Below are 25,381 nucleotides of genomic sequence, written 5' to 3'. Positions count from 1 at the left end.
CGGTGTCCAACACCGCGAAAACCCCCCAGAAAACCCCGGGCCAATTCCCCCTCGTACCACTGGCGGCGATGAGTTTCGCCGCCTTTGTTTATGTCACTTTCGAGATGTTCTCGGTGGGGCTCATCTCCCCGATGGCGCGAGACCTCGGCGTCTCCGAAGGCCAAATTGGCCTCCTCATGAGCGTCTATGCGGGCTTGGTCGCAGTGGTGACCATCCCGCTGATCCACTTCACACGCAGCGTCAATAGGCGTCCGCTGCTTATCGCCACTCTGGTGTTTCTCCTCGGCGGGATCGTGCTGCAGGCAACAGCCAGCAACTACTGGATGCTGGTGGCCGGGCGCGTCACCGCAGCATTTACACACGGCGTGTTCTGGTCGCTGGTCAACCCGATGGCGGCACGCATCGCTCCCGCCGGGCAGACAGGTAAAGCGGTGGCTGCGGTGTCCATCGGCTCTACCTTGTCGCTGGTTGCTGGCTCGCCGCTGACCACTGCGTTGGGCACGATGATCGGCTGGCGGGCGTCCACGTGGGTGCTTGGCGTAGCGACGATCGGCGCACTGGTCACCCTGATCGCTACCCTGCCAAGCCTGCCGGCGGTGCCACCGGCGAACAGGGCGAAGGTGACGAAGACGAAGTCCGCCATCCCTTCGCTTGTGGTGTACGTGCTGCTCGCGGTGACGGGTATCTTCTCCACCTTTACGTACTTGGCGCTGCTGGTGGAAGGCACCGCCGGCCACGCGTATGTGCCGTTCGGCGTGTCCCTGTACGGCATCGCGGGCTTGGTCGGCATCACGATCGCCGGCCGGAGGGTGGATAGCCGAATGATCCGGCTCAATGCCCTGGCCGCTGCCGTGATGGTGGTGTCCGCCATCGCAGGTTTGCTCGCGCTCGGTGCCGGAAGCGGCCTAGGCATGTTCGCGGTGATCGCCGTGTTCGGCATGGCCGCCGGTGCGCTGCCCACGGTGGCCACCACCATCTTCTTGCACGCAGGCCAGCGCAACCAGGACCTGGCAAGTTCGGTGTACGTGGTCACGTTCCAGGTCGGCATCGCATCCGGTTCCGCGGTTGGTGCTGCGGTGGTAGATGCGGGCTACTTGTCCGGCACCCTGATCTCTACCGGTGTGCTCGGCGCGCTGGCGTTTGCGGTGCTGGCGCTGTGGTCGCGCAGGCTCCTGCGCTAGCGCCAGCGATTGAAGCACCAGACATACAAACCCCAGACATATAAGCGCAGTCTTATGCGTAGACCGGGGTGCGTGCGTTGACGCCAACCTCGAAGACCTCGTCTCGCGGATTGATCAGCGAGCGGTCGTGGGTGACAAACCCGCAGGCAATGTTGCGCTCTTCAACCAGGTCACGCAACAATTTCACAATCTCTTGGGAGCGGTCGTGGTCGAGGGCGGCGGTGGGCTCGTCGGCAAGCAAAAGCTCTGGCTCACCCATCAACGCGCGGGCGATGCCGACGCGCTGGCGCTGACCGCCGGAGAGTTCGCCCATACGGCGATCGCCAAGACCCTCGAGGCCGACCTTGGCCAGGAGCTCATCGGCGCGGTCCGGGCGTGGCTTGATGCCGCGGATGTCGTCGGTGACCAGCAGCTGGTCGCGAACGTTGAGCGCGGCGATCAGGTTGGCCTGCTGGAAGATCATGCCGATCTTGTCGCGGCGCACATCGTTGTTCACCTCAACGCCGTTGAGGGTGGCGGTGCCGGAATCCGGTGTGATCAGGCCCGCGGCGACGGAAAGCATGGTGGATTTTCCGGAGCCGGACTCGCCAACAATGAAGGTCAGCTCGCCGGGCTTGGCGGTGAAGTTCATGTTGTCCAGCACGGTTCGCATTTCCTGGCCGTCCTGGAAGGCGACGGTGACATTTTTCAGTTCAAGCATTATGCGGCACCTCCAAGGGCCTGTTGAGGGTTAACTTTGGTGATGGAACGGGTGGCGATCATTGCGCCGACCATGCCGAGCGCCCAGATGGCAACTGGCGGGGCGACGGCGGTGAGTGCGGTCAGGGAGAACGGTGCAGCGCCCTGCATCGCCAGCCCGAGGCCGAAGGCGACCACGCCTCCGATTAGCGCACCTGCGCCGAGCAGCACCGCGGACTGGCCGAGTGCGTCCTTGAGCAGGTACTTGTTCGATGCGCCGATGGCCTTCAGGATGGCTAGGTCGCGGCCGCGCTGCATCGTCCACACCGTGAGGAACGCGACGATCACCAGCGCGGCGATCGCGTAGAGGAAGCCCTGGATGAGCTTCAGGGAGCCCTGCTCAGAGGAGTACGCGGGCAGGCCCTCGAAGGACTCCTTTAACGACACACCGCCTTCGACCTCGTGGTCGGCGAGCAGCACGGTGCCGTCAGCGTCGGTGTGCATGATCTCTTTCCAAAAGTCCGTGGGCACCCACAGGACAGGGGAGTGGGAGAACGCAAGGTCCTCGCCAATCGCGCCGACGGTGATGGCCTTGCCGGCGACGGTGATCTCCTCGCCCTGTGTGAGTTCAAGGCCCGGCGCGGCAACCGCGTCCTTGCCCAGCGTCTGGCCGCCCGGCAGCACAGTGCCTTCCGGCAGGGACAGGATCGCCACCGCAGCATCTTCGCCGTTTTGCTTGGTCAGCAGCATTTGGCTGGTGCCAAGCGGGGTCATGCCGTCGCGAGCCTCCACGCGCGAGGTGGTAAACGACAGGTCTTCCGGGTCCTGGAAGACAACGGATTCCGGCTCGAGCGCTTCAAGTGCTGAGGTGTTCTGCTTGCCCAAGCCTGCGGTCAGGCCGGTCAGCACGACCACCAGCAGGGTGATCAGGGTGACCGTGCCCACGATCAGCCCGAAGCGCCCCTTGGCCGACTTCATTTCTCTCAAACCTACGAACATGACACCGATTATGGCCTTGACCTGCACTGTTCCACATCGGGCAGGCGGTTGAAATCCCAATCAACCGATCGGTTGATCTACGCTCAGTCCTATGTTGTCCACGACCCGGATTCTGGATTTGTTGCGCGTGAGCTTGCACGTGCTGGTCGCCGTATTGCTTGTGGTGGGTCTTATGGGGCAATTGCGTATCGACGACCCCCTGCCCGGCCTCGTTCTCTCCACCGTCTTCGCCGCTGTGTACATGGCGGGCACGGTGTGGCACTACGAGGGCCGGGCCTATCCAAGTTGGGCGCCGTACGCGTGGCTGGCGGTCGTGGCCGCGCTGTGGGTGGGGCTGGTGCAGGTTTCCGCGGACTTCGTGTGGCTGGAGTTTCCGCTGGTCATGTTGGGGTGTGTGATCCTGCCGCGCTGGTGGGAGCTGCTGGCTGCGGCCGGCTTGCTGTGTGTGTCCCTGTGGGCAGTGGCAGCGCCGGGTGGAAATATCGGTGCGGTGGTGGGGCCGTCGATAGGCACGGTGCTCGCGGTGTTCATCGTGCACGCGTACCGGGCGCTGCGCGCGGAGGCGGACCACTACAAGCAGATGGCCGATGACCTGCGCTCGGCCCAGCGGGAGCGCGCCGCTGCGGAGCACGCTGCGGGCGTGGCGCAGGAGCGAGCGCGCCTGGCGCGCGAGGTGCACGACACGATGGCGCAGGGGCTCAGTTCGATCGTGCTGCTCGGCCGCGCGCTGGATAAGCAGCTCGGCGACGACGCCGCGGCGCGCGAGACCCTGGACGTGATTCGCTCGACGGCTGCGGACAACCTGGCGGAGGCGCGTCGTTTTGTCAAAATCAACTCGGCGGACACGGTCTCGGTTGAAGACAAGCCCCAGCGTGTGGCGCTTCCGGCACGGTTGGAGCGGCTTGCCCGGGCAGCGTCGGACCGCCAGCGCGCACTCGACGAGCCACTGGAGGTGCAGGTCAACGCGGTTGATTTGCCGGAGCCGGCGGCGTCGGTAGCTGAGCGCATGGTGCGCGAGGGCTTAAGCAACATCGTGCGCCACGCGGGCGCATCTAAGGCGGTGATCACGGTGGATAAGCTGGGCGCGACCGCAACCATCGACGTCTTTGACAACGGCCGCGGCATCTCCGGCAAGGAGGGCTACGGGCTCAAGGGCCTGCGCGCCCGCGTGGAGGAGATCGGTGGGGAACTTTCGGTGGAGGGCAACGTCCTCGCCGCGACACTGCCTGTGGAGGAGCAATGACGCTGCGCGTAATGCTTATCGACGACCACCCGGTCGTCCGCGCCGGCCTTCGCGCCGTTCTCAACTCGTTCGGCGATATGGAAGTGGTGGCTGAGGCCGCCGACGGCGATGTTGAGGTGCCGGGAGACGTGGACGTGGTGGTCTCCGACATTCAGATGCCCGGCGCGTCCGGAATCGACCTGACCCGCCGTTTGGTCAAGGCGGGCGGGCCGCCGGTGCTCATCCTGACCACCTACGACACGCAGGCCGACGTGGTCGCGGCGGTGGAGTCCGGCGCGATGGGCTACCTGCTCAAAGACGCGCCGGAGGATGAATTGCATGACGCGGTGGTGCAGGCGTCGAAACGCAAGCGCGTGCTCTCTCCGCAAGTGGCGAATGTGCTGGCAGACCGTCTGGTCAACCCCGACGAGGCTCTGTCCGCCCGCGAGATCGAACTGCTTCGCGCACTGCAGACGGGCGCGTCGAACCGGGAGATCGCCGAACAGCTCTTCATCTCCCAAGCCACGGTGAAAACGCACCTGATCCACATCTATTCAAAGTTGGGGGTTGACAACAGAACAGCTGCCGTAGAGCAAGCTCGGCAGCGTCGCATCATCTAGTGTGTCCCGTATGACTTTCATCGAGCTGCATACTGGGCCCTGGCGCGCCAGTACCTGCTTGCTGGGGCTCAGCGGCCCGCATGACGCGCCAGTTGGCTTGGCCAGCCTGACCTGGCGCCATAACGGCTCGCTGCGTACCGGCGACGATTTGGACCGCCCTCAAGGGCAGATGTTCATCGAGGCAGATGCGTTGCCCGCCCGCCAGCAAATCGCCGAACCTGAGGCGTTTCCGCTGCGTACCGTGACCACTCGAACCGCCGGCGAGGCGTACGTGTTCATCGGTGAAATGTTCGGCCGCAAAGGAGAAATTGAGACGCTCACGCCGTGTGTCGCAGCGCAGATGACGCTTGCCACGGACGCTGAACTTGCGATGACGCTCAACCCTGACTTCGAGTACGCCATCATTGCCTGCGACGGCGATATCGAGGTCAACCGCTCCTCGGTGGTCTCTCACTCCCACATGCTCATTGGTCCGGGTGAGCGCACGCTCGGTTTGGAGAACCGTTCCGAGCATTTCACCCACGTGCTGGTGTTGGGTGGTCTTCCCGAGTAACACGAACCGGGGAGATCTTGCCCACATATAGGCCACTTACCGTGCAGACATGCGGTAACAGCGCAATAATCGGATAGTGCTATATATTCTGATTGCTGTCTTGGCCGTCGCTGCCGTCGGCTACTTCATTTACAAAAAAGTCCACGCCGCCTCCGCCATCTTCGCGGTGGGTGTGCTGCTGCTCATGATCGCCGCCGCAACCGGCCGCATCGACTACGCCTCAACCGAGTTCGAATCTTCCGGCAACGCGTTCTACGACGAGTTGCTCATCATCGAGGCCCTGTTCAAGTCCCGTTTCGCCGGCACCGGCATGGCAATTATGGTGCTGTTCGGTTTCGTCGGCTACATGCGCCACATCGGCGCCGACGCAAAGACCGTAGTGGCACTGTCTAGCCCGCTGCGTCGCTTCAACGGCTCCTACTGGCTCGTACCCATCGGCTACTTGGTGGCGACGCTGCTGTCGTTCGTGGTGCCCTCTGCCAGTGCGTTGGCGCTGTTGCTCGTGGCCACGCTCATGCCGGCGTTGATCGCTGCGGGGCTGACTCCGCTGACGGTGGGTGCGATCGTCGCTACGGCCTCCACTATTGCCCCGTCCCCGCTGGAGGCGGGCCTGATTCAGGCCGCTGACCTGACCGGCATGACGGTCACCGAGTTCACCTTCGGCAACGTGGCTAAGGCCACCATCCCGGGCCTGATCGTCATCGCGTTTGTGCACATGTGGTGGCAGCACCGCTGCGACAAGAAGGACCTGGTCAAAGCCGGTGCCGCCGCAGGCGAGGCCGACCTGGAGGCCGCGAAGCACGAAGAGTCCGACCGCCGCATCCACGAAGCCATGGAGCGCGCCGAGGGCCTGCCGGGCTTCTACGCCATCTTGCCGCTGATGCCGCTGCTGCTGATCATCGTCTCCGCAATCCTGAACCGCCTGGACATCGTCGGTTTCGAGGCCGGCATTCTCCCCGTGACCGTCGTGTCGCTCATGCTGACCATGATCATCGAGGCCATCCGCCTGCGCGACGTGAACTACGCCGCGGATTCCCTCCAGGACTTCTTCAAAGGCCTCGGCGAGGGCGCCGCAGGCGTGGTGTCCCTCATCGTCGCCGCCGCCATCCTGGTGGAAGGCATCACCCAGATGGGCGTTATCGAGGGCCTGACCAGCCTCGCCCAGGCGTCCTCGGGTGCTGCGATCCTGATGGTGCTGGTGTTCGTCATCGCCACCTCTGTCATGGCAATGCTCACCGGCTCCGGCGTGGCCCCGTACTTCGCGTTCTCCGAAATGGTGCCGGGCATCGCGGCCGACTCCGCCGTGTCCGCCCCGCAGATGCTCACCTCCATTTGGGCCGCCTCCAACACCATGCGCCAGGCTTCCCCGGTCAACGCTGCGGTGCTCATCGTCGCTGGCGCACTGAACGTGAACCCGGTTGACGTTGTTCGCCGCACCCTCGTGCCGTTGGCAGCGGGCATGGTCACGTCGGTGGTGTGCGCGCTGTTGTTCGTCGTGTAGCAAAAGTCCGTATTGTGACCGGTATGACTGTCTCAGTGCTGATCACCGTCGAAGACTCTTCGCCGGAAATCTCACGTTGCTTCAACGTTGACCCCGACATGACGCTCGGCGCGCTCGCCGAGGTCATCGACGCATCCCTCGGGTTCTCCGGCGCGTCCTCGCACCTGTTCGTGGGCAAGCACGGCACGCAACGTGAGGTGTACGCCGAAAGCCCCGGTGCGGGTGAGCAGCACGAAGACACCATCACGGTCGCTGAGATGGAGCCGATGACCTACATTTACGACGCGGCGGCCGACTGGTCCATCCACGTCGAAGTCCTCGGCCCCTCCCACATCGATGCGCCAACGCCGATGCTTGTCGACGCCGCCGGCCCCGACGTCATCGAAGCCTGCAACGGCCCCGCCATGATGACCGAGTTCCGCCGCCAGGCCCGCCTGCTCGCCGCCGGTATCGAACCCGACGTGGACACCGTCACCTTGCTGTTTAGCTTCCTGCCGGTCATGCCGCCGGAGCGCATGCTGGACCGGCTGACCTTCGCCGACCCGGTCACGGTCGCCTCCCGCATGGCCAACGTCGCCGAGGAGCAGTTTTTCGACGAGATGGCCGCCGCCGAATCCGAGGGTCTAGGCCTGGCGGAGCGCTTTGACAACTTCATCAACTCCCAGCCCGGCCTGCGCGAAATCCTGGACGTGGACCCCCACCCGGAGCGCAACCCGGCGATGATCTCGGCCGTGACCGACTTCTTCAACTCCGTCCTCGGCGAAGGCACCGATTTCCCCGAACTCGCCGAACTGGCCAGCCTGCCCGGCTTCGCCGGCCTGCCAGGGCTCGAAGGGCTCGAAGGGCTTCTCGACGACACCGATGACCTCGAAGCCCCCAACTCCCTGACCTTGGTGTTCGGCGACCTGATCAGCCTGTTCATCGCCAGCGTGCCCTACAACGTGGGCGAGCTAACCCCCGAGGTATCCCGCGAGATCCGCGAGATCACAGCGCTGCCGTTCCCGGGTACCGTCGTCGATTTTCTTCTCGACGCCGGCCTGTTAAAGAAGCGCCACGAAATCCTCACCCCGACCAAGGCGGGCCTGACCTTCCTCAGCAGTGACGACGCCGTCGCCGCCAACGCCGACAACCTGCGTCGCTTCTTCGAATCCGTCATGGGTGCGGACCTGTGGCGCGCCACCGTCGACTGGTTCATCGGGGAGCCCCAACCCAACCCCGACATCGACGACTACATCCCGTGGCTTTACGGCTTCTGCGTCGTCGAAGAGTACGAACCGGGCCGCTCCGGGCTTTCCGACGAAGGCCGCGCCATGATGCACCTCCACCGCGCCTACTACGAAGGCTAGGTCTAGACCCCGCCCGGTTGGCCCCGCCCGGTTAACTCAGGCGAGCACCAGGTAGAGCCCCACCACGGCAATGCCCAGCATCATCGCGGTGAGAATGGCGATGGGGGCGGTGTTCGGGGCGCTGCGCTCGTCGGCAAGAGCAAATGCGTCGCGCCTGTACAGCCGGCGGTTCAGCAGCCCGATCGCCACCGCGCCAAGCGACAACGCGCACGCCGCGAACACAATTAACTCCGGGTAAGCGTCCGCCCAGCGCAGCAGCGTCGCCGCGCACACCAGCATCGCCAGCCCGGTGCGCGTCCAGCTCATCGCGGTGCGCTCCGGCTGCAGGCCCGGGTCCGCGACGACGATGCTCACAGCAGGCTCACCCCAACCACCACCGCGGCGACGAACACACCGATGCCCAGAATCGGCACGATCGCCGGCGCCGGGATTGGTTTGCCGTGGCGCAAGGCGCGTTCGATCCGTACCCAACGCACCGCAGCACCTGCAGAAATAGCCATTGAGATCACGATGATGGTGGCGGCGGCGATGGAGCGCACGGTGTCGTCGATACGCGGAAGCTCAAACGCCTCCAACGCAATCCCGCCCGCCAAAAACGCGAGCGCAGTACGCGTCCACGCGAGGAACGTGCGCTCGTTGGCCAAGGTGAAACGCGGATCCGGCTCGTTGCCATCCGGAAACACCCGTCGGGTAAACCAACCACGCTCACTCATGCGCTCAACCCTAGCGCCGCATACACCGTCAGGAGAACCACCCCAACCGCAGCGATCACCCACATCGCGCTATTGCTTTGCGACGACACCCTCGCCCACACCGCCCCCAACAACGCACCCGCCGCGTTGCAGATGATATCGTCCGTATCGCTATACCCCCACCCGCCCAGATACTGCGCCGTCTCGATGCCCAGGCTGAACAGCGTGCCTGCCGCGAGCGCCCTCACGATCGAGCCCCGATACGCCACGAACCCCACCGGAATGAACAGCGCAATGTTGCCAAACAAGTTCAGCCACGGACCCCACCACACCCGCGCACACGTGAACGTCTGCAACGGATTCAGCCGGATCTGACTGATCTGGTGCGACTCCGCCGCCCACACTCCCGGGATCGACACGAACGCCTTACCCACCGTAAACGCAAGCACGACAACGACAGTCACCACTGCCGCGGCGACCGTTGCCGGTGTACTTCTGGTCGTATTCACCCGCCCCACGGTAGACGCACGTTAGGCTGGCGACCATGAATAGCACCTTGCTGGTTACTGACAATGGTCCCGAGATCGTAGAAACCCGCGATGAATACGCCGGCGAAGGCGACACGCTGATCAACGTCTCGCACTCGTCGCTGAACTACAAAGACGCAATGGCACTGTCCGGCAACCGCGGTGTCCTGCGCGAACTGCCGCGCGTCCCCGGCATCGACGCGGTGGGCACCCTCGAAGACGGCACGCTGGTCACGGTGAACGGCCGTGGGCTGGGGGAGCGCCGTCACGGTGGCTACACCCCGCGCGTGCGTATCGACGACACCCACATCACCCGCGTCCCATCCCGCTTCACCGCCGAGGACGCCGCCGCCATCGGCACCGCCGGCTACACCGCGGCACTCTCCGTCGCGGCGTTCGAGCGCGCCTCCTACTCCGTGGACGGACCCATCCTGGTCACCGGAGCGACCGGCGGCGTCGGTTCCATCGCCGTGTCTCTGCTCGCGGAGCGCGGCCACGAGGTCTGGGCGCTCACCGGGCGTATCGACGAACACAGCACCTGGCTGCGCGAACTCGGCGCCACCGAAATCTTCGACCGCGCCGACTTCACCGGCAAAGGCAAACCGCTGCAGAAGGCGCGCCTCGGCGGCGTGATCGACACCGTCGGCTCCGACATCCTGGCCAACGCGCTGACCCAACTGCGCTGGGGCGGCGTCGCCACCGCATGCGGCATGGCCGCCGGCAACGACCTGCCCGCCTCCGTCCTGCCGTTCATCCTGCGCGGTGTCCAACTGATCGGTGTGAACTCCGTCGACACCCCCAACGACCTTCGCGACGAAGCCTGGTCACTCCTCGACACCTCCCTCAACACAAACGCCATCCGCACCGAAACAATCGGATTGGATGGCGTCATCGAAGCCGGCCAGGCCCTGTTGGAGGGCCGGGGCGGTGGAAGGGTCGTCGTTAAGCTGTAGGCTCCTGCGGCACCGGACCAGCCGAAATCTGCCGGTAGCCGTACGCCAACGCGAGCATCGTCGCCGGCAGGGTCACAATCAAACCAAGACCAAACGGGATCGCACCAATGAGGTTGATCAAACCAGCCAACACCGCGAAGCCCAACAGACGGCCATAATTACGCGCACCCGCCTTGAAACCGCCGGTGAACGCCTGGCCAAACGTGCCATTGTTGTCACCCGCGAACCACGGCTGCAGCATAAACAGCGGGCTGATCAGCAGCATCACCAACAAACCAATGCCGAATGCCGCCATCACCGGGCCCATCACCGCAAAGAACGTCTCCGGGTCATCCATGATCGCCTCCGGGTTCTCCGGGATCATCGTCGGATCGATCGCCGAAAACGCACCAATGCCCAGCGCCGTCAGCAGCACCGTCATGCCAAGCATGGCGATGACCGACAACAACACCGACATGCCCAGCGTCTTACCAAACGTCGGCGACTTCACATCCCCGAAGTTCAGGTTGCGCGCCAGCGTCGCCTGCAACGCCGCACCAATCATCCACGGGCCGAACACCGTCGTGCCGCCCACCTGAATCCAGGTGCCCACCGTCGGCACAAACTGCACCGCCACGCTCAGCAGCAGGTACACCACGCCAAGCGGCAGCCACAGCTTCGGGTTGCCAAACACGGTCTTGAAGCCCCAGCCGATCGCCTCCAAAATGTTCAGCTTGCCAGTGCCCTTCACATGCGACCAGCCGTTATTCGCCGGGTCGTTAATCGGGTGCGGGCTCACACCATCGCCCGGAACGTTGTCCGTCAACTGCTGGCCATGGAACCGCAACGCCGTGTTGCCCGCCATCGACGCCGCCGAATTGACCTCAAACGCGCTGTAGTCGCTGTAGCCGTTTTGGTAGTTGCCGGCTTGGTCGGCGTAGTTGCCGGCGTCGGCGGGGTCGGCGTAACTGTCGTAGCTCGGGTAACCCCCGTCGTTCTCCGGGTGGCTTCCTTGCGGATGCTGCGGATACGGCTCGAAGCCGTCATTGTTCGGAGTGGACATTGATGTGTTCCTTCATTGGATAGGTATCAGTTTTGCCCAGCCGAGTTTAACAACCCTGCGCGGTGGGACGCCGGGCCGGAACGTTGGCGCTGCCCGGGCCGCCTCCTGACAAACTTTGCAAAATCTGTCAGGAACGTTTTCTGACCTGCACGTTTACCGACGCCTGACAGATTCCGCCGTGATCTGTCAGCCGGACGGGGCGGTGGGGGGGGCGGTGGGGCCGGGCCCGCGGGTCGGGGTGAGGCGGCGGGGTCGAGCCGAGCCCGCGGGTCGGGGTGAGGCGGCGGGGCGCCCGGGGTGAGGCAGGCCGGGCATTTTGGGCATCACCGGCAAAATAGTTCCCGGGCGAGGAACTTTCTTCGTCCGGCGGGCTAAGAAAATTCACTACGCCCAGGACAGATCGGGCAGGGCACAAAAAAGTTCCCCGGTTCGACCGAATCCGGGGAACTTTTTTGGGAAGGGTATGAGAAAGGGTAGGGCAGCAGAACCCGAGCAGAACCCCTACTTGACCACGAGGTTGACCATGCGGCCCGGGATCGCGATCACCTTGACTACGGTCTTGCCGTCCACCAAGGCGGCGACGCGGTCGTCGGCAAGGGCGGCGGCTTCGAGGTCGTCCTTAGAGGCGTCGGTGGCCACGTCGATGCGGGCCTTGACTTTGCCGTTGATTTGGACGGGGACCTCGACGGTGTCGTCGGTAAGCCATTGCTCGGCGAACTCCGGGAACGGCTCGAACGTGATGGTCTCGGGGTGGCCCAAACGGGACCAGAGTTCTTCGGCGATGTGCGGGGCCAGCGGCGAGACCATCTGGACCAGCGGCTCGACGGCGTCGCGAGGCGCACCCGACGGGTAGGTCTTGGTCAGGTAGTTGACGTACTCGATGAGTTTCGCGGCGACGGTGTTGTCGCGAAGGTGGGCGTAGTCGTCGCGTACGCCGGCGATGGTGCGGTGGAGGGCTTTGAGGTCGTCTTCCGTAAGCGAAGCGTCCACCACGGTGACCTCGCCGGTGGCCTCGGATACGACCAGGCGCCAGAGGCGCTGCAGGAAGCGTTGTGCGCCGACGACGTCCTTGGTTGCCCACGGACGGGAGGTGTCCAAAGGCCCCATGGACATTTCGTAGACGCGCAGGGTGTCGGCGCCGTAGTCCTCGACGACCTCGTCGGGTGCGACAGAGTTCTTCAGGGACTTGCCCATCTTGCCGTATTCGCGGTTGACCTCTTCGCCCTGGTAGAAGAATCGGCCGTCCTTCTCTTCGACCTCGGCGGCGGGGACGTAGACGCCGCGGGAGTCGGTGTAGGCGTAGGCCTGGATGTAACCCTGGTTGAACAGGCGGCGGTAGGGCTCCTTGGAGGTGACAAAGCCGAGGTCGTAAAGCACCTTGTGCCAGAAGCGTGCGTAGAGCAGGTGCAGCACGGCGTGTTCGACGCCGCCGACGTACAGGTCAACGCCGCCTGGGTCGTTGGCGCCGTGCTCGTCGGGGCGCGGGCCGGTCCAGTAGCGCTCGTTTTCAATGTCGACCAGTGCATCCGTGTTGGTCGGGTCGATGTAGCGCAGTTGGTACCAGGAGGAGCCGGCCCATTGTGGCATGACGTTGGTGTCGCGCCAGTACTTCTGCTTGCCGTGGCCGAGGTCCAGTTCGACTTCGACCCAGTCGGTGGCCTTGGCCAACGGCGGGGCGGGTTCGGAGTCGGCGTCTTCGGGGTCGAAGGCGACGGGGTTGTAGTCCTCTACCTGCGGCAATTCGACGGGCAGCATGTCTTCCGGCAGGCCGTGCGCCTGGCCGTTTTCGTCGTACACGATGGGGAATGGCTCGCCCCAGTAGCGCTGGCGAGCAAACAGCCAGTCGCGCAGTTTGTACTGGATTTTCTCGGAGCCCTTTTGCTTATCGACGACCCACCCAAGGGCCGCTTCAATCGCCTCATCCTTACCCATACCGTTGAGGTCCAGGCCGGATTCGTTGGCGGAGTTGATGTGGGTGGCGTCGCCGGTGAAGGCGGCTTCGGAGACGTCGCCGTCCAGAACAGGCGTAATCGGCAGGCCGAAGACGGTGGCGAACTCGTAGTCGCGCTCGTCGTGGGCCGGGACCGCCATGATGGCGCCGGTGCCGTAGCCGGTGAGCACGTAGTCGGCGATAAAGATCGGGACCTGCTCGCCGTTGACCGGGTTGACCGCGTAGGTGCCCAGGAACACGCCGGTCTTTTCCTTGTTTTCCTGGCGTTCCACATCAGACTTGGCGGCGATGGAGCGCAGGTACGCGTCGACGGCTTCGCGCGGGGTGGCTTCGCCGTTGGTCCAGCGGGTGTCGACGTCGGTGGGGTAGGAGTCGGCCACGAGGTCGTCGACAAGCGAATGCTCGGGCGCGAGCACCACGTAGGACGCGCCGAACAGGGTGTCGGGGCGGGTGGTGAAGACGGTGATGTCGCCGGCGGGCGATTCGAACACGACCTCTGCGCCGCGGGACCGGCCGATCCAGTTGCGCTGCATGCTCTTGACCTTTTCCGGCCATTCGAGCAGGTCAAGGTCGTCAAGCAGACGGTCGGAGTAGTCCGTGATGCGCATCATCCACTGGCGCAGGCGCTTACGGAAGACCGGGTAGTTGCCGCGCTCAGAACGGCCCTCGGCGGTGACCTCCTCGTTGGCCAGCACGGTGCCCAGGCCCGGGCACCAGTTGACCATGGAGTCGGAGAGGTAGACGAGGCGGAACTCGTCGATAGCCTTGTGCTTCTCCTCGGTGGTCAGGTCGCGGAAGTTGCGGCCGTCCTTGGTCTGGCGAGCGCCGGACATGAGGTCACGCACGAGGTCCTCAATCGGGCGAGCCTTCTGCTGCTCCTCGTCGAACCAGGCGTTGTAGATCTGCAGGAAGATCCACTGCGTCCAGCGGTAGAACTCCGGGTCCGTGGTAGCAACGGAGCGGCGCGGGTCGTGGCCGAGGCCCAGCATGGCCAGCTGGCGGCGCATGTTGGCAATGTTTGCCTCGGTGGTCGTGCGCGGGTGGGTGCCGGTCTGGATGGCGTACTGCTCCGCCGGCAGACCAAACGCGTCATACCCCAGCGTGTGCAGCACGTTCTTGCCCAGCATGCGGTTGTAGCGCGCGTACACATCCGTCGCGATGTAACTCAGCGGGTGGCCGACGTGCAGCCCCGCACCCGACGGGTAGGGGAACATGTCCTGAACGTTGAGTTTGTCCTTGGGCAGCTCGGTCTGGCCTTGCGGAGCAAGGTCACCAACCGGGTTGGGTGCGTAAAACGTCTGGTTGTCGCGCCAGTACGCCTGCCACTTCTTCTCGATCTCATTGGCCAGCTCGGCCGTATAGCGGTGCGGGGTCGCCTCAGTCATGGTTATGCAGTGTAGTGAACAGGCATTGCTTATCGACGACCTCCGCCCCGAACGCCATTTCCCCAGGGAATTGTTTTCTGGCCCGTTTTTAGGGCCTGAAAGATATAGAAAAGATATAGCAGGCTTGCGGCCGGACTTTTACCGCAGTTTCCGCAGGTCAGCGAATTGTTCCGATATCTTTCTATATCTTTCGGAATTGTTTTCTGCGCGGATTTACGCGCGAATCCAGCGGGTGCCGCGGCCACGAGGGGGACCTTCCGGATCGATCTTTGCCCTACCGAGGCTTCGAAGGTGTCGCAGGATTCTGCCCGCCTCTGCAACGCTGACGCCAGTTTGATCGGCGATGTCGGCGGACCGGAGGGTTTCGCCGTCGAGAAGCTTTGCTTCGATCCATTCCTGAATACTGACCGTTGCCAGTTCGCCCGCCTGGCCCAAGTTGAGAAGTTTCCGAGCCTCGCCACTGAGTGTCCATTCGTTTGCGTCGGCTACGGAATCGAGGAGGCCGCGCTCCACAAGGTCGTCCATGAGCTCCCTAACTTCAAGCGATGTGAGCTGGGTTTTCTGCACTGCGGTCGTTGCCGTGATGAGCGCTGCGGAGTTGAGGTGCCACAACACAATCAAGGACGCCACACTATCGACGACAACCTCCCCGTAACGCTTCGACAGCCTCCTCAGCCCCTTGATGAAGTCCACGTCCGGTTTTTGTGCAGCCAGAATCACTTGGACGTTCACATCGGTTGCGATAACCTCCGGCTCACTGCGTCCGGTTCGGAGCATGGTTGCCCACATACGGTCAAAACCACGAGAGCTTTCTTCCGCCAACCCCAGCGTGCGCATTGCCGCCATCAGCCGGTTGTTCCGCGGAACCGAGGACGTAGATAGGAGTTTGTCCCGGGTCACACCTGGCGGGAGTGGGCCAGGGGAGGTGACTTTAAGCGTTCGATTGGACTGCTCGACAACCACCGGGCCGGGCAGTCGCCAGTCGCGGTGAATGAATGCATTCGCAACAACTTCATCAACGGCCTGCTCGGGAAAACGGCTGATGGCAACCTCTTCACCGTCGTCAAACTGGACCCGTTCAATCTCAGTGTCACCGTTTTCGGTGATCAGTCGGCGAAGGCGGGGCAGTGCCAGCAGGACCGGGTCTGAAATCAACGTCGCCCGGGGTTCCTCACCCGGCAACGTCCGCCAAAGGTGGCGCACAACCACGTCCGTTGGTTCTGGACTGGCCAGGAGAATCTCGCCGGCGCGTTTAAGTTTGCCGTCGTCACGCAAAAGCCCAAGTTCCCGCAACAGTCCCGTTGTGGTCTGAGGGACGGCAGCATCGAGGCCGCGTGTCCTGCGGTGTTGGCGGAGCATCCTGCGTGCCTCGTCAACTACCGCTAACGGCAAGTCGTCTATCGAGATATCGGCTGGTCCGTTTGAGTAGTCCGGGTTGCGACGTGCCGCGTCGATAGCGCGTCGCTCCTCTTCCGTGATCTCCTTGCAGGAGAATTGGCCGTCTGCGGTGCGTTTCTTCGCGGCGCCGTCGCTACGCGTGTACAACGCCCGCGCTTCAGGGATGTGGATAACAACGAGCCTTGCACCCCACGCATCCAACGCCGTGACCTGGACGTTCATGTTGGGGTTCGTCTTGATGAAGATCCGGTGCGTGATCTTCTCTTCATCCAGTTTGGTACCCGTGAACGCTTCCCTCCCGGGAACCTTGTCGGCGACACCCACCACGATGTACCCCATGGCCGCTTCCCCGTTCGCCATGCAGACGGCCTCATCCACCAACTTGTCGACGAACCGCTCCCTCTCCGCCTGCCCTGCCCCTCGAGCAGCGGGGTCCTCCTTGAACTCCAAGATGAGCGACTCCTGCGAGTCCGCCGTTGCCCCATCGTTGATCGCCTGAAGCGCATCGCGCACGTTGGGGAGAAGGTCATCCCAGGCAGATTCCGTAACCATGGTGCGATTGTACATTTCCCCAGGGAATTGTTTTCGGGGCCGTTTTTGGGATTTGAAAGATATAGAAAAGATATAGCGGGCTTGCGGGCAGGCATCTACAGACGTTTCCCCAGGTCAGAGAATTGTTCCGATATCTTTCTATATCTTTCGGAATTGTTTCCTGCGCATTTATTCGCCCCAAAATGTCCCTACATTACAAATTAATAACGACAACTGGCTATATTGATAGCTGTTCATAACTCCCCTCTAAGACTTGGAGCTCCCGTGAAGAAGATCGCCGCAGCCACCCTGGCAGCAACCATGACCCTTTCCCTCGGCGCTGTTCAGGCCAACGCCGCAACCAACGAGATGCGCGGCACGGGCGACGACCGCGTCTGCGTTCTGACCCTCGATGGCCAGAAGAACAAGATCGAGGTCGCACCAGCCAAGGTTGACGAAAAGGTCAAGGACATCCTCCCGGACAACAAGAACGGCCTGGTGCGCACCAGCGCTGACCTCGGCCAGGCTTTCGGCTCCTCCGACCAGGAGCTCATCAACGGCGCCAACAACCTCGAGGCCATCGACGCCTGCAAGAAGGGCGTGGACTACAAGACCGCCGATATGACCGCGGGCAAGAAGGCTGCCATCATCGGCTCCACCGTGCTCGCTGTGATCTTGGCAATCGCTGGTCTGGCATCGCCGTTCGTCGGCCCGATGATCCAGCAGTTCCTCCCGCGCTAATCTTTGCGACGACACCACGCGGCCGTTCCTCACCGAACGGCCGCTTTTTCGTTGCCCGGCGCCGATAGTTGGTGCGCCCCCAGTTGTCCGCAATGCGGAGTCCGCAATGCCCGTGACACCTGCGGCACCTGCGGTGCCTGCGGTGCCCCGAACAGGGGTGACGAAATTCCCTTTCGGCGACCGTAATTGTCACCCGCCATACATGGGAATATCTTCATAAGTGGAACCTGTTTTTCCCCTGTCCAAGAATTGGAGTTTCCCTGTGAAGAAGATCGCCGCAGCCACCCTGGCAGCAACCATGGCCCTTTCCCTCGGCGCTGTTGACGCCAACGCTGCGTCCAACACGATGTCCAACCTCAACCACAATTGCCGCGTTGTCACCGCCATGGGCATCGATAACATCACTCCAGACACTGCCCAGGAGTACCTGAAGATGAATCCGGAGCTCGATGCAAAGGTTGTAGGCTCCGCAGACATGGCCGAGGCCTTCGGCTCCAGCGACTCCGCAACCATTGACGGCCGCGAGACCTTTAATGCATACAAGGCCTGCGCTAACCGGGAGAACTACCAGTCCCAACCGATGACCGACACCAAGAAGGCCCTGGTCATCACCGGCACCGTCATCTCCGCTCTGGTCCTGATCGGTGGCGTTCTCGCCCCGGTCGTCGGCCCGATGATCCAGCAATTCCTGCCGTTCTAATTTCGATATAGAACACCAAAGCCGCTCCGGCGAATACCGGAGCGGCGTTTTCGTTGGCCACGACCAATCGTTGGTACGGACCCAATTGTCCGCAATGCGGAGTCCGCAATGCCGCAACTAGCCTCGCGGGTATGCACCTTTTCACCATTGGATACAGCAAGAAGACCGCCGAAGAATTCTTTGACATTCTGCGTGACAACGACATCAAGCAGGTCGTCGATATCCGGCGCCACAACTCGAACCAGCTCGCGGGCTTTACTAAGCAGTCCGATCTGCCGTGGTTCCTCGACACCATCGCGGGCATCGGCTACACCCACGAACTCGCCCTCGCGCCCAGCGAGGACCTCATGCACGCCTACCGCAAGGAGGGCCTGCCGTTCGAGGAGTTCGCGAAGAAGTTGCGGGCAGAGTTCGACGAGCGCGCGATGCCGAAACTTGCCGACGCCTCCGTGCTCCTCTGCTCAGAACCCGACCCCGACGTCTGCCACCGTTCCGTGGCGGCGGACTACCTGGCCGAGCAGGACAGCGATGTCGAGGTCGTGCACCTTTAAGCGTCCGCTTGACGACGAACCCATGCCACCACCGGGTCCAACGCCGCAAAGGCCACCCAGTCGGTGTCTTTGCCGTACATATCCACGGTGTCCTGCTCGGAGGCGCTGAGGTTACCCTTGGCCTTCAGCGCGGTGACCAGCCCGCGCATCACCATCTTGTGCTTGAGCGACAGCCCTGAGTAGTTCATCCGGCCCGGCAGGTAGAAGCGGGTGACGGAGTCGGCACGTTTGCCGAGAAGACCTGCCGCCGGGTCGGTCTCGGGCGCTGCCGTAGACATGCACACGGTCACCAGCGCCACCGGCACGTCGGCCGGCAGCGACTTCACAAACTTCGCGCCGGCGTGCGACGGGCCGTGGATGGGGGAGAGGACCACCACCGGCCCGTCGATTGAAGGCGAGGTGGAGGGAATCGGCTGCGCGGTGTCGTCGAGAAGCGATGCGAGCTCCTCGGCGTACTCGCGGGTCGAGCCATAGACGGTGGAGTAATAGATCCGAACCATGACTCTTATTGTGTCACCTAACCGGCGAACATCTGCCAGATGGCGACGCCCATGATGATCACGCCGAGGACGAACACGAAGATCGTTTCGGGTTTGTTGGCAAAGCGGCGGAAGGCCTTGGCGTTGCGGAAGAGCAGCATCGGCACGATGTACACCAGGAAGGTGATGAATACGCCGCCGACGACAGAGATCAGGTCCAGGATGGACGGGTTGATCACGGCTGCAGCAACGGTGGTGACGAACACGAAGACGTAGATGCCCCAGCGCATCGCCTTGGGGCTGATGCGGTCCGCGAACTTCGGGGCGACGGCGCGCACCAGGTAGGTGGTGCCTTCCTCCGCGCCCATGACGTGTCCGAAGTAGGAGGACGCGATGGCGCACAGGGCGACGATGGGGGAGAGCACCGCCAGGAACGGCGCGTGGGTTTCGTTGGCCAGGTAGGACAGCACGGGGATGTTTTGCTCGCGGGCGGCGTCCATGCCGTCGGCGCCGAGGGCGAGGCTGCAGGACCAGACAAAGAACATGGTGAAGCCGACGAGCATGATCGCGGAGATGGCTTCGATTTTGGAGACGAGTTTCTCGGTGGCCTTTTCGTCGCCGTCGAAACGCTTTTGCGCGTCGAGGGATGCTTGGGAGATCGCCGGCATGTGGCTAAAGGAGAACACGAACACCGGCAGGATCAGCAGCAGCGCCTGCCAGGTTGGGGTGTCGGATTCGTAGGAGCGGAAGCTGGCCAGGTCCCACTGGGGGATGAGGTAGATGGACACGGCCGCGAGCGCGATGATCAGCGGGTAGACCAGGATGTTGGCAAACGCCAGGGTCGCCTTCTTGCCCATGGCGTAGGCGCCGGTGAGCACACCCACGCACAGCGCCGCCAGGACCCAACGCGGCAGCTGCGGCCCGCCCAATTGGTTGACCAGGAAGCTGTCCATCGTGTTGGTGATACTCACGCCGTAGATCAGCACGATGGGGTAGATGGAGAGCCAGTACATCAGGCCGGTCATCAGCCCGCGGGTGCGGCCGGACAGCGCGGTAACCACCTGCAGGACGTCGAGGCCCTTCACCGGGGAGGCCGACACGATGCGCGAGTAGGTGCGGTGCGACATGAACACCATCGGCAGCGCCAGCAGCGAGATGAAGATGAGGGGGAGGATGCCGAACGATCCGGCGTCGATAGGCAGGAACAGAATGCCCGCACCGACTGCGGTACCGAACAGGGTGATCGCCCAGGACAGGGTGCTGCCGTCGGGCGCGTCAGCGGCACGTTCGGCCTTGATTTGCCGCATGTCCGCATCTGTCAGATGGTCTAAGTTAAATTCACGCGCTGGTGTGGTCAATGTCGCCTTCCTCGTTAGGGGGTGTCATACGCCACACGGATCATAGACCACGCCTTTGCTTATCGACGAAAAACGCCCGCGGCCCCAAACCTCAGGGACGCGGGCGTACATGCCGTTTACCGCTTATGCGCGGGGGAGGACTGCCAACGGGGACACGTCGATGTGCGTGGCAAGGCCACGATCCTCATCGCGGAACCACGCGCGAATCTGGTCGAACAGGTTCATCATGCGGGTTCACCTCCTTTCAAAGCGTGAAGGTTGTTCACCTTCCGTTCATCTTGAGGCAACCCTAGGCCGGGCCAAATAGTTTGTCAACACCAACGATTGGCCCTTGCGAATAATCCCTGCATACACACTAAAAAATTAATGTGACGCATGTGACTAGAGGAACGGATACGGGTCCCATCCGGTGAAGTACTCAATGCGCTCGCGAGCGATCAACAGAATCGCTGCCACCACCGCCACCAGCACCACAGCCAGGAACACCCAGCCGATCACCCGGCGCGCACCCACGGGTGCCGTGCCGTCCTCCTCAGGCGACAGGAAGTGGATGCTCAACGAGAACAACGCCGGCAGGCCAGCGCCGAGCAGCAAGCCGGTGCCGAGCACCATCAACAGAGACTTCAGAATTTCAAGCATGCCTATACCTCTTTACTGGTGGTCCAGGCCGCGGGTCGTATCCACGATGTGGGCGGGTTCGCCGCGGTGGGGGGTGGTGGGTTCGTCGATAAGCGAATCGCTCTCCCAGTCATCGTTGACATTGTCGCGGTGCACCGGCTCGCGCTGCGCCACGATGAACATGTAACCGCCGCAGATCACAAGCACCACTGCCAACATGATGCCGCCCCACACGGGGTCGCCACCAAGATCCGAGACCCAGCGGGCTGCCCACCAGGTGACGAACGCGACGAACGCGGCGATCGGCAGGGTGGTGATCCACGCGATGGCCATGCGGCCGGCAACGCCCCAGCGCACCTCGCCCTTCGGGCCCGTCAGGCCGGAGCCCATGATGGAACCGGTGGCGACGTGGGTCGTCGACAAGGCCATGCCCAAGTGCGACGACGTCAGAATGATCGCCGCCGACGACGTCTCCGCAGCCATACCCTGCGGCGGGTGAATCTCCACCAGACCCTTGCCCAGGGTGCGGATCACGCGGAAACCACCCGAGTAGGTGCCAATCGCGATGGCGAGCGCACAGGACGCCTGGATCCAAAACGGCATCGTGTGATCCGAATCAAACTGACCCGCGGCCACCATGGCCAGGAAGATCACACCCATCGTCTTCTGAGCATCCGACGTACCGTGCGCCAACGCCACCAGCGACGCCGTACCAATCTGGCCCCAACGGAAGTAATTGTCGCGGTGCTCCTTCTCCGCATTCGACGTCAGGCGGTACACCAGCCAGGTGCCAATCATTGCGACGAGACCAGCCACGAACGGCGCAAACAACGCCGGCAGGATGATCTTGTGCAGCACGCCGCCCCACACGACGCCCTGCCAGCCAATCGCCGCGATCGCCGCGCCAATCAGGCCGCCGAACAGCGCGTGTGACGACGACGACGGGATGCCGTACAGCCACGTAAACAAATTCCACAGAATGGCGCCCGTCAGGCCCGCGAACACGACCAGCAGGAGCCGCTCCGATTCAACCGTGTCGCTGAGGTCAAACACGTCTAGCTTCACAATGCCGTTGGCTACGGTCTTTGCCACCGCCACCGACAAGAACGCGCCGATGAGGTTCAAAATGCCAGCCAACGCCACAGCCGTCTTCGGCTTCAACGCGCCAGTAGCAATCGACGTCGCCATCGCATTCGCGGTGTCATGGAAGCCGTTCGTGAAATCAAAAAACAGCGCCACAACAATAATTAGGACGAGGAGGATAGTGATGCTCACATCCTGGCATTATGCGCCCTAATTAGCACTTAAGAAACTCACGGTCGCGCCATTAACCTCCCGTTTACCAAGCCCTTTGGTGCTACTTTGCTTTACCTGGGGGTTTCCGGCCTACGGCACCTAGCGTTCACCTTCTGGGGGTAGTTAGCCAGCCACGATGTTCCACACAGTGACACCCATGATCACCAACCCCACCACGAGCACAAAGATCGTGTCCGGGCGACGCGCGTAGTGCTTAAACGCCACCGCCTTATGGAACAGCAACACCGGCATGATGTAGACCAAGAACGCAACGAAAATACCGCCGACCACCGAAATCATGTCCAGAATCGACGGGTTCGCCACCGCCACCAACACCGCGGTGACAAAGACGAAGATGTTGACGGACCAGCGCAGGGTGGTCGTCGATACGCGAGACGCAAAGCCCGGCGCGACCACGCGCACGAGATAGCCGGTGCCCTCCTCCGTCCCCAGGAGGTGACCGAAGTACGACGTGACAATCGCAGCGATGGCAATGATCGGGCTCATCCACGCCATGAACGGCGTATCCGTCTCATTGGCCAGATACGACAGCACCGGCACATTCTGCTCGCGCGCCGCATCCATACCCTCCGCGCCGAGCGACAGCGCGCACGACCACACGAAAAACATAGTGAACGCCACCAGCATCAGCGCCGTGACCAACTCCACCTTGGACACCTCACGCTCGACAGCCTCAACGTCGCCGTCCTTCTTCTTCTGCACATCCAACGCGAACTGGCTCAACGCCGCCATGTGGCTGAACGAAAACACCAACACCGGCAGAATCAGCAGCAGGCCCTGCCACACCGGAACATCCGACTCGTAGCCACGGAAACTGGCAAAGTCCCACCGCGGAATGAGATACAACGACACCGCCGCAAGCGCAATGATCAGCGGATACACCAGTGCATTCGCGATCCACAGCGTGATTTTCTTGCCCAACGCGTAGGCACCCGTCATGATGCCCACCGACACCGTGGCCAGCACCCACCGGTCCACCTGCGCGCCACCCAACTGATTGACGATGAAACTGTCCAGCGTGTTCGTAATCGAAATGCCGTAAATCAACACCGTGGGATAAATCCCCAACCAATACAGCACCGCCGAGGCGAACCCCCGCTTGCGGCCCGTCAGCGCCGTGATCACCTGCAGCACATCCAGGCCCTTCACCGGCGACGCCGCCACAATGCGCGCATACGTCCGATGTGAGAAAAACACCATCGGAGCAATAAGCAGCGTAGCGACGACCAACGGCCAGAACCCGAAACTCCCCGCATTAATCGGCAAGAACAGGATGCCCGCACCCACGCCCGTGCCGAAAAGCGTGATCACCCAACGCATAAACGAACCGTCGGGCTCGTCACCCTCGCGGTGCTCCTTGATCTGGTCAATGTCCGCGTCGGTGAGGTTCTCCGCGTCGAACTCGTCACGCGCGAGTTCCAGGTGTTCATCGCTGTACTGCTCCGGCAGGTCCGCGTTAGTCATAAAGAATTACGGTACAGGCGCCTCCGGCACGCTGCGTGTTTTTGTGCGGTGGGGTTGTCGGTGGTTCGTGCGGAACGCCAAGGTGAGTCGGGGGCGTTACGTTCATATGCAGGGCTCGATATGCGTAAGTGCCGGTCAGAGCGTTTTCCGAAATTTCGGCCGTTTTCCCCGGAAACCCCGTGACCAGGGGTTACGCATATCGAGACCTGCATATGAAGCCTGGAGGGGCAGCGTGAGAGCCGAAACGGAAACTGGTAACGACGCAACCGCGGCCAGCGCTAGATTCGGCGGCCGGCGTGGTCGGCGAACTCGTCGAGAAGTTCGAGCACGTCGGGGGAGCGCCACCCGCGTTGGCGCTTATCTAACTGCGCGGACACGGCGATCCCGTCGACTTCCAGGCGCTCGAGTGCGTTGCGGGCGGTCTCCGCTGACACGCTGAACTCTGCGGACACGGTGGCGGTTGTCAGTACGGGGCGCTGCACGAGGAGGTCGAGGACTCGCCAGGCGAGGGCATCGGCACGTGCGGTGAGCAGGCCGTTCCACTCGTTGCGGATCTGCGTGAGCTCTTCTGTCAACCACGCTCCGCGCCGTGCGGCTTCGATCGATGCCCGGGCGAACAGTTGGACGGTGCTATCGACATCACCAGCGCGGTACGCGTCCAGTGCTGCGAAATATCGTGTGGTGTCGGTGAGGAGGCTGGCAGAGATGGGCAGTGCGGTGGTCGTCGCTAAGCAACGGCTCCGCATTAACACGTGGACGAGCGCTCGCCCTGTGCGGCCGTTGCCGTCGGCGAACGGGTGGATCGTTTCAAACTGCGCGTGCGCAATCGCCGCCTGCGCCAGCGCCGGCATGTCGTCGCGTTGCATGAACGTGCCGAGGTCCTTCATCAACGTCTCGAGGTGCCGGTGGTGCGGCGGAACAAACAGAGCGCCGGCGGAGGAGTGGTCGCTACCGCCGATCCAAACCTGCTGGTCACGCAGCCGCCCTGCGATGTTCGGAGAAGACTGCCCCAACAGAATTCGGTGCATCTCCACGATCCCCTGGACGTCCGCCCGCGCGTTCTCCACCGCCGCCGCCATCTGCCGTGTGTTGGCCACGATGAGGTTCGCGTTGGCGCTGCCTCGTCCAGTCACCTCGGCTTCCAGCACTTTCCTTGCCGACGACGTCAGCTTCTCAATCCGACTCGACGCCACCGACTCGCTCCGCAACAACAACGGCGTAAACGGTACGACCCGGTGTGCCTCGGTGGCGTCGAAACGAACCGTCTCAATCGTTGCTGCGTCCAGGATCGTCTGCGTCTCCTGCGACAGTGCAACGCGTTCGTTGGCAATGCGTGGCACCACGGCCGCTGCGTATTGACGCGGCGCATTCCGAATCGCCCGCCGCGAGTACCCAGCAGGCGACGGTGTCCACGGCAGCGTCTCACTACCAACCTTGGGCCAAGTCATGATTTTGACGCTACCACCAAACTTACGGACTTAAGTTTGGCAGTTTGCGCGGACCGCCAAGGTTTCGGTGGCCTTACCGACGTGCCCGTTTCCGTTCATATGCAGGGCTCGATATGCGTAAGTGCC

Annotated in this window: 24 protein-coding genes; 10 read left to right on the top strand and 14 right to left on the bottom strand. The window is 62.9% G+C overall.

What is annotated here, in order from left to right; genetic code table 11:
• The first annotated feature begins 68 nt into the window (after positions 1-68).
• Positions 69-1,181 (top strand): MFS transporter, encoded by a 1,113-nt coding sequence (locus HMPREF2736_RS02995; protein ID WP_070485006.1) that lies wholly within the window; start codon positions 69-71, stop codon positions 1,179-1,181.
• A 52-nt stretch (positions 1,182-1,233) separates the two neighbouring features.
• Here HMPREF2736_RS02995 and HMPREF2736_RS02990 read toward each other — a convergent pair whose 3' ends face one another.
• Both HMPREF2736_RS02990 and HMPREF2736_RS02985 read right to left on the bottom strand, forming a co-directional pair.
• Complete coding sequence (locus HMPREF2736_RS02990) at positions 1,234-1,881, bottom strand: ABC transporter ATP-binding protein (RefSeq protein ID WP_070450720.1); 648 nt, start codon at positions 1,879-1,881, stop codon at positions 1,234-1,236.
• On the bottom strand, positions 1,881-2,837 hold the full coding sequence (locus HMPREF2736_RS02985) for an ABC transporter permease (protein WP_371326401.1): 957 nt from the start codon (positions 2,835-2,837) through the stop codon (positions 1,881-1,883). Before HMPREF2736_RS02985 ends, HMPREF2736_RS02990 begins: the two co-directional genes overlap by 1 nt.
• A gap of 112 nt (positions 2,838-2,949) precedes the next feature.
• Between HMPREF2736_RS02985 and HMPREF2736_RS02980 the strand changes: the two genes are divergently transcribed.
• The 5 genes from HMPREF2736_RS02980 (at position 2,950) to HMPREF2736_RS02960 (ending at position 8,100) form a co-directional block, all read left to right on the top strand.
• On the top strand, positions 2,950-4,101 hold the full coding sequence (locus tag HMPREF2736_RS02980) for a sensor histidine kinase (protein ID WP_070828852.1): 1,152 nt from the start codon (positions 2,950-2,952) through the stop codon (positions 4,099-4,101).
• Positions 4,098-4,700 (top strand): response regulator, encoded by a 603-nt coding sequence (locus HMPREF2736_RS02975; protein WP_070482281.1) that lies wholly within the window; start codon positions 4,098-4,100, stop codon positions 4,698-4,700. The genes HMPREF2736_RS02980 and HMPREF2736_RS02975 overlap by 4 nt, the downstream gene beginning before the upstream one ends.
• 10 nt (positions 4,701-4,710) lie before the next feature.
• On the top strand, positions 4,711-5,253 hold the full coding sequence (locus HMPREF2736_RS02970) for a pirin-like C-terminal cupin domain-containing protein (protein WP_070484586.1): 543 nt from the start codon (positions 4,711-4,713) through the stop codon (positions 5,251-5,253).
• Between the two features lie 76 nt (positions 5,254-5,329).
• Entirely contained in the window at positions 5,330-6,754 is a 1,425-nt protein-coding gene (gene dcuC / locus HMPREF2736_RS02965; RefSeq protein ID WP_070422071.1) for a C4-dicarboxylate transporter DcuC, read from the top strand.
• Positions 6,755-6,777: 23 nt separating this feature from the next.
• The gene (locus HMPREF2736_RS02960) at positions 6,778-8,100 is read left to right on the top strand and encodes an IS1096 element passenger TnpR family protein (protein WP_070452874.1); all 1,323 of its coding nucleotides are present in this window, start codon (positions 6,778-6,780) and stop codon (positions 8,098-8,100) included.
• A 36-nt stretch (positions 8,101-8,136) separates the two neighbouring features.
• Here the strand turns inward: HMPREF2736_RS02960 and HMPREF2736_RS02955 are convergent, their stop codons facing one another.
• The 3 genes from HMPREF2736_RS02955 to HMPREF2736_RS02945 are packed head-to-tail and all read right to left on the bottom strand — an operon-like array spanning position 8,137 to position 9,301.
• A complete protein-coding gene (locus HMPREF2736_RS02955) occupies positions 8,137-8,454 on the bottom strand; it encodes a DUF202 domain-containing protein (protein ID WP_070771141.1) in 318 nt (105 codons plus the stop codon).
• A complete protein-coding gene (locus tag HMPREF2736_RS02950) occupies positions 8,451-8,813 on the bottom strand; it encodes a YidH family protein (protein ID WP_070452871.1) in 363 nt (120 codons plus the stop codon). The genes HMPREF2736_RS02955 and HMPREF2736_RS02950 overlap by 4 nt, the downstream gene beginning before the upstream one ends.
• A complete protein-coding gene (locus tag HMPREF2736_RS02945) occupies positions 8,810-9,301 on the bottom strand; it encodes a VanZ family protein (RefSeq protein ID WP_070828871.1) in 492 nt (163 codons plus the stop codon). Before HMPREF2736_RS02945 ends, HMPREF2736_RS02950 begins: the two co-directional genes overlap by 4 nt.
• A gap of 35 nt (positions 9,302-9,336) precedes the next feature.
• Between HMPREF2736_RS02945 and HMPREF2736_RS02940 the strand changes: the two genes are divergently transcribed.
• Positions 9,337-10,272 (top strand): acrylyl-CoA reductase family protein, encoded by a 936-nt coding sequence (locus HMPREF2736_RS02940; protein ID WP_070828851.1) that lies wholly within the window; start codon positions 9,337-9,339, stop codon positions 10,270-10,272.
• Here HMPREF2736_RS02940 and HMPREF2736_RS02935 read toward each other — a convergent pair.
• The 3 genes from HMPREF2736_RS02935 to HMPREF2736_RS02925 all read right to left on the bottom strand — a co-directional run bounded on the left by HMPREF2736_RS02935 (position 10,262) and on the right by HMPREF2736_RS02925 (position 16,600).
• On the bottom strand, positions 10,262-11,314 hold the full coding sequence (locus HMPREF2736_RS02935) for a DUF2189 domain-containing protein (protein WP_070568375.1): 1,053 nt from the start codon (positions 11,312-11,314) through the stop codon (positions 10,262-10,264). The two genes, HMPREF2736_RS02940 and HMPREF2736_RS02935, sit on opposite strands and share 11 nt — an antisense overlap.
• 501 nt (positions 11,315-11,815) lie before the next feature.
• Entirely contained in the window at positions 11,816-14,650 is a 2,835-nt protein-coding gene (gene leuS / locus HMPREF2736_RS02930) for a leucine--tRNA ligase (RefSeq protein ID WP_070828850.1), read from the bottom strand.
• Between the two features lie 213 nt (positions 14,651-14,863).
• On the bottom strand, positions 14,864-16,600 hold the full coding sequence (locus HMPREF2736_RS02925) for an ATP-binding protein (protein ID WP_070828870.1): 1,737 nt from the start codon (positions 16,598-16,600) through the stop codon (positions 14,864-14,866).
• Between the two features lie 264 nt (positions 16,601-16,864).
• Here HMPREF2736_RS02925 and HMPREF2736_RS02920 point away from each other — a divergent pair, with 264 nt between their 5' ends.
• From HMPREF2736_RS02920 to HMPREF2736_RS02910, 3 genes are all read left to right on the top strand, one after another.
• Positions 16,865-17,320, top strand: coding sequence for a hypothetical protein (locus HMPREF2736_RS02920; protein WP_070422077.1), 456 nt, complete (start codon positions 16,865-16,867; stop codon positions 17,318-17,320).
• Positions 17,321-17,582: 262 nt separating this feature from the next.
• The gene (locus tag HMPREF2736_RS02915) at positions 17,583-18,020 is read left to right on the top strand and encodes a hypothetical protein (RefSeq protein ID WP_070771136.1); all 438 of its coding nucleotides are present in this window, start codon (positions 17,583-17,585) and stop codon (positions 18,018-18,020) included.
• Between the two features lie 131 nt (positions 18,021-18,151).
• Entirely contained in the window at positions 18,152-18,571 is a 420-nt protein-coding gene (locus tag HMPREF2736_RS02910) for a DUF488 domain-containing protein (protein ID WP_070422079.1), read from the top strand.
• On the opposite strand, the gene HMPREF2736_RS02905 is transcribed toward HMPREF2736_RS02910, so the two are convergent.
• The 6 genes from HMPREF2736_RS02905 to HMPREF2736_RS02880 form a co-directional block, all read right to left on the bottom strand.
• Entirely contained in the window at positions 18,568-19,071 is a 504-nt protein-coding gene (locus HMPREF2736_RS02905; RefSeq protein ID WP_070422080.1) for a flavodoxin domain-containing protein, read from the bottom strand. The genes HMPREF2736_RS02910 and HMPREF2736_RS02905 overlap by 4 nt on opposite strands.
• A gap of 17 nt (positions 19,072-19,088) precedes the next feature.
• Positions 19,089-20,357, bottom strand: a complete 1,269-nt coding sequence (locus tag HMPREF2736_RS02900) for an amino acid permease (protein WP_070828849.1) — start codon at positions 20,355-20,357, stop codon at positions 19,089-19,091.
• A 432-nt stretch (positions 20,358-20,789) separates the two neighbouring features.
• A complete protein-coding gene (locus tag HMPREF2736_RS02895) occupies positions 20,790-21,047 on the bottom strand; it encodes a hypothetical protein (RefSeq protein WP_070422082.1) in 258 nt (85 codons plus the stop codon).
• A 12-nt stretch (positions 21,048-21,059) separates the two neighbouring features.
• The gene (locus HMPREF2736_RS02890; protein ID WP_083316681.1) at positions 21,060-22,301 is read right to left on the bottom strand and encodes an inorganic phosphate transporter; all 1,242 of its coding nucleotides are present in this window, start codon (positions 22,299-22,301) and stop codon (positions 21,060-21,062) included.
• 144 nt (positions 22,302-22,445) lie between these two features.
• The gene (locus tag HMPREF2736_RS02885; RefSeq protein WP_070828848.1) at positions 22,446-23,807 is read right to left on the bottom strand and encodes an SLC5/6 family protein; all 1,362 of its coding nucleotides are present in this window, start codon (positions 23,805-23,807) and stop codon (positions 22,446-22,448) included.
• Between the two features lie 278 nt (positions 23,808-24,085).
• A complete protein-coding gene (locus HMPREF2736_RS02880; protein WP_070828847.1) occupies positions 24,086-25,255 on the bottom strand; it encodes a Fic family protein in 1,170 nt (389 codons plus the stop codon).
• Between the last annotated feature and the right edge of the window lie 126 nt (positions 25,256-25,381).

The organism is Corynebacterium sp. HMSC036E10 (genome assembly GCF_001836265.1).
Lineage (GTDB): Bacteria > Actinomycetota > Actinomycetes > Mycobacteriales > Mycobacteriaceae > Corynebacterium > Corynebacterium coyleae.
Note: the sequence above shows the minus strand (reverse complement) of the source record. Positions and strands in the feature narration are given on the sequence as shown.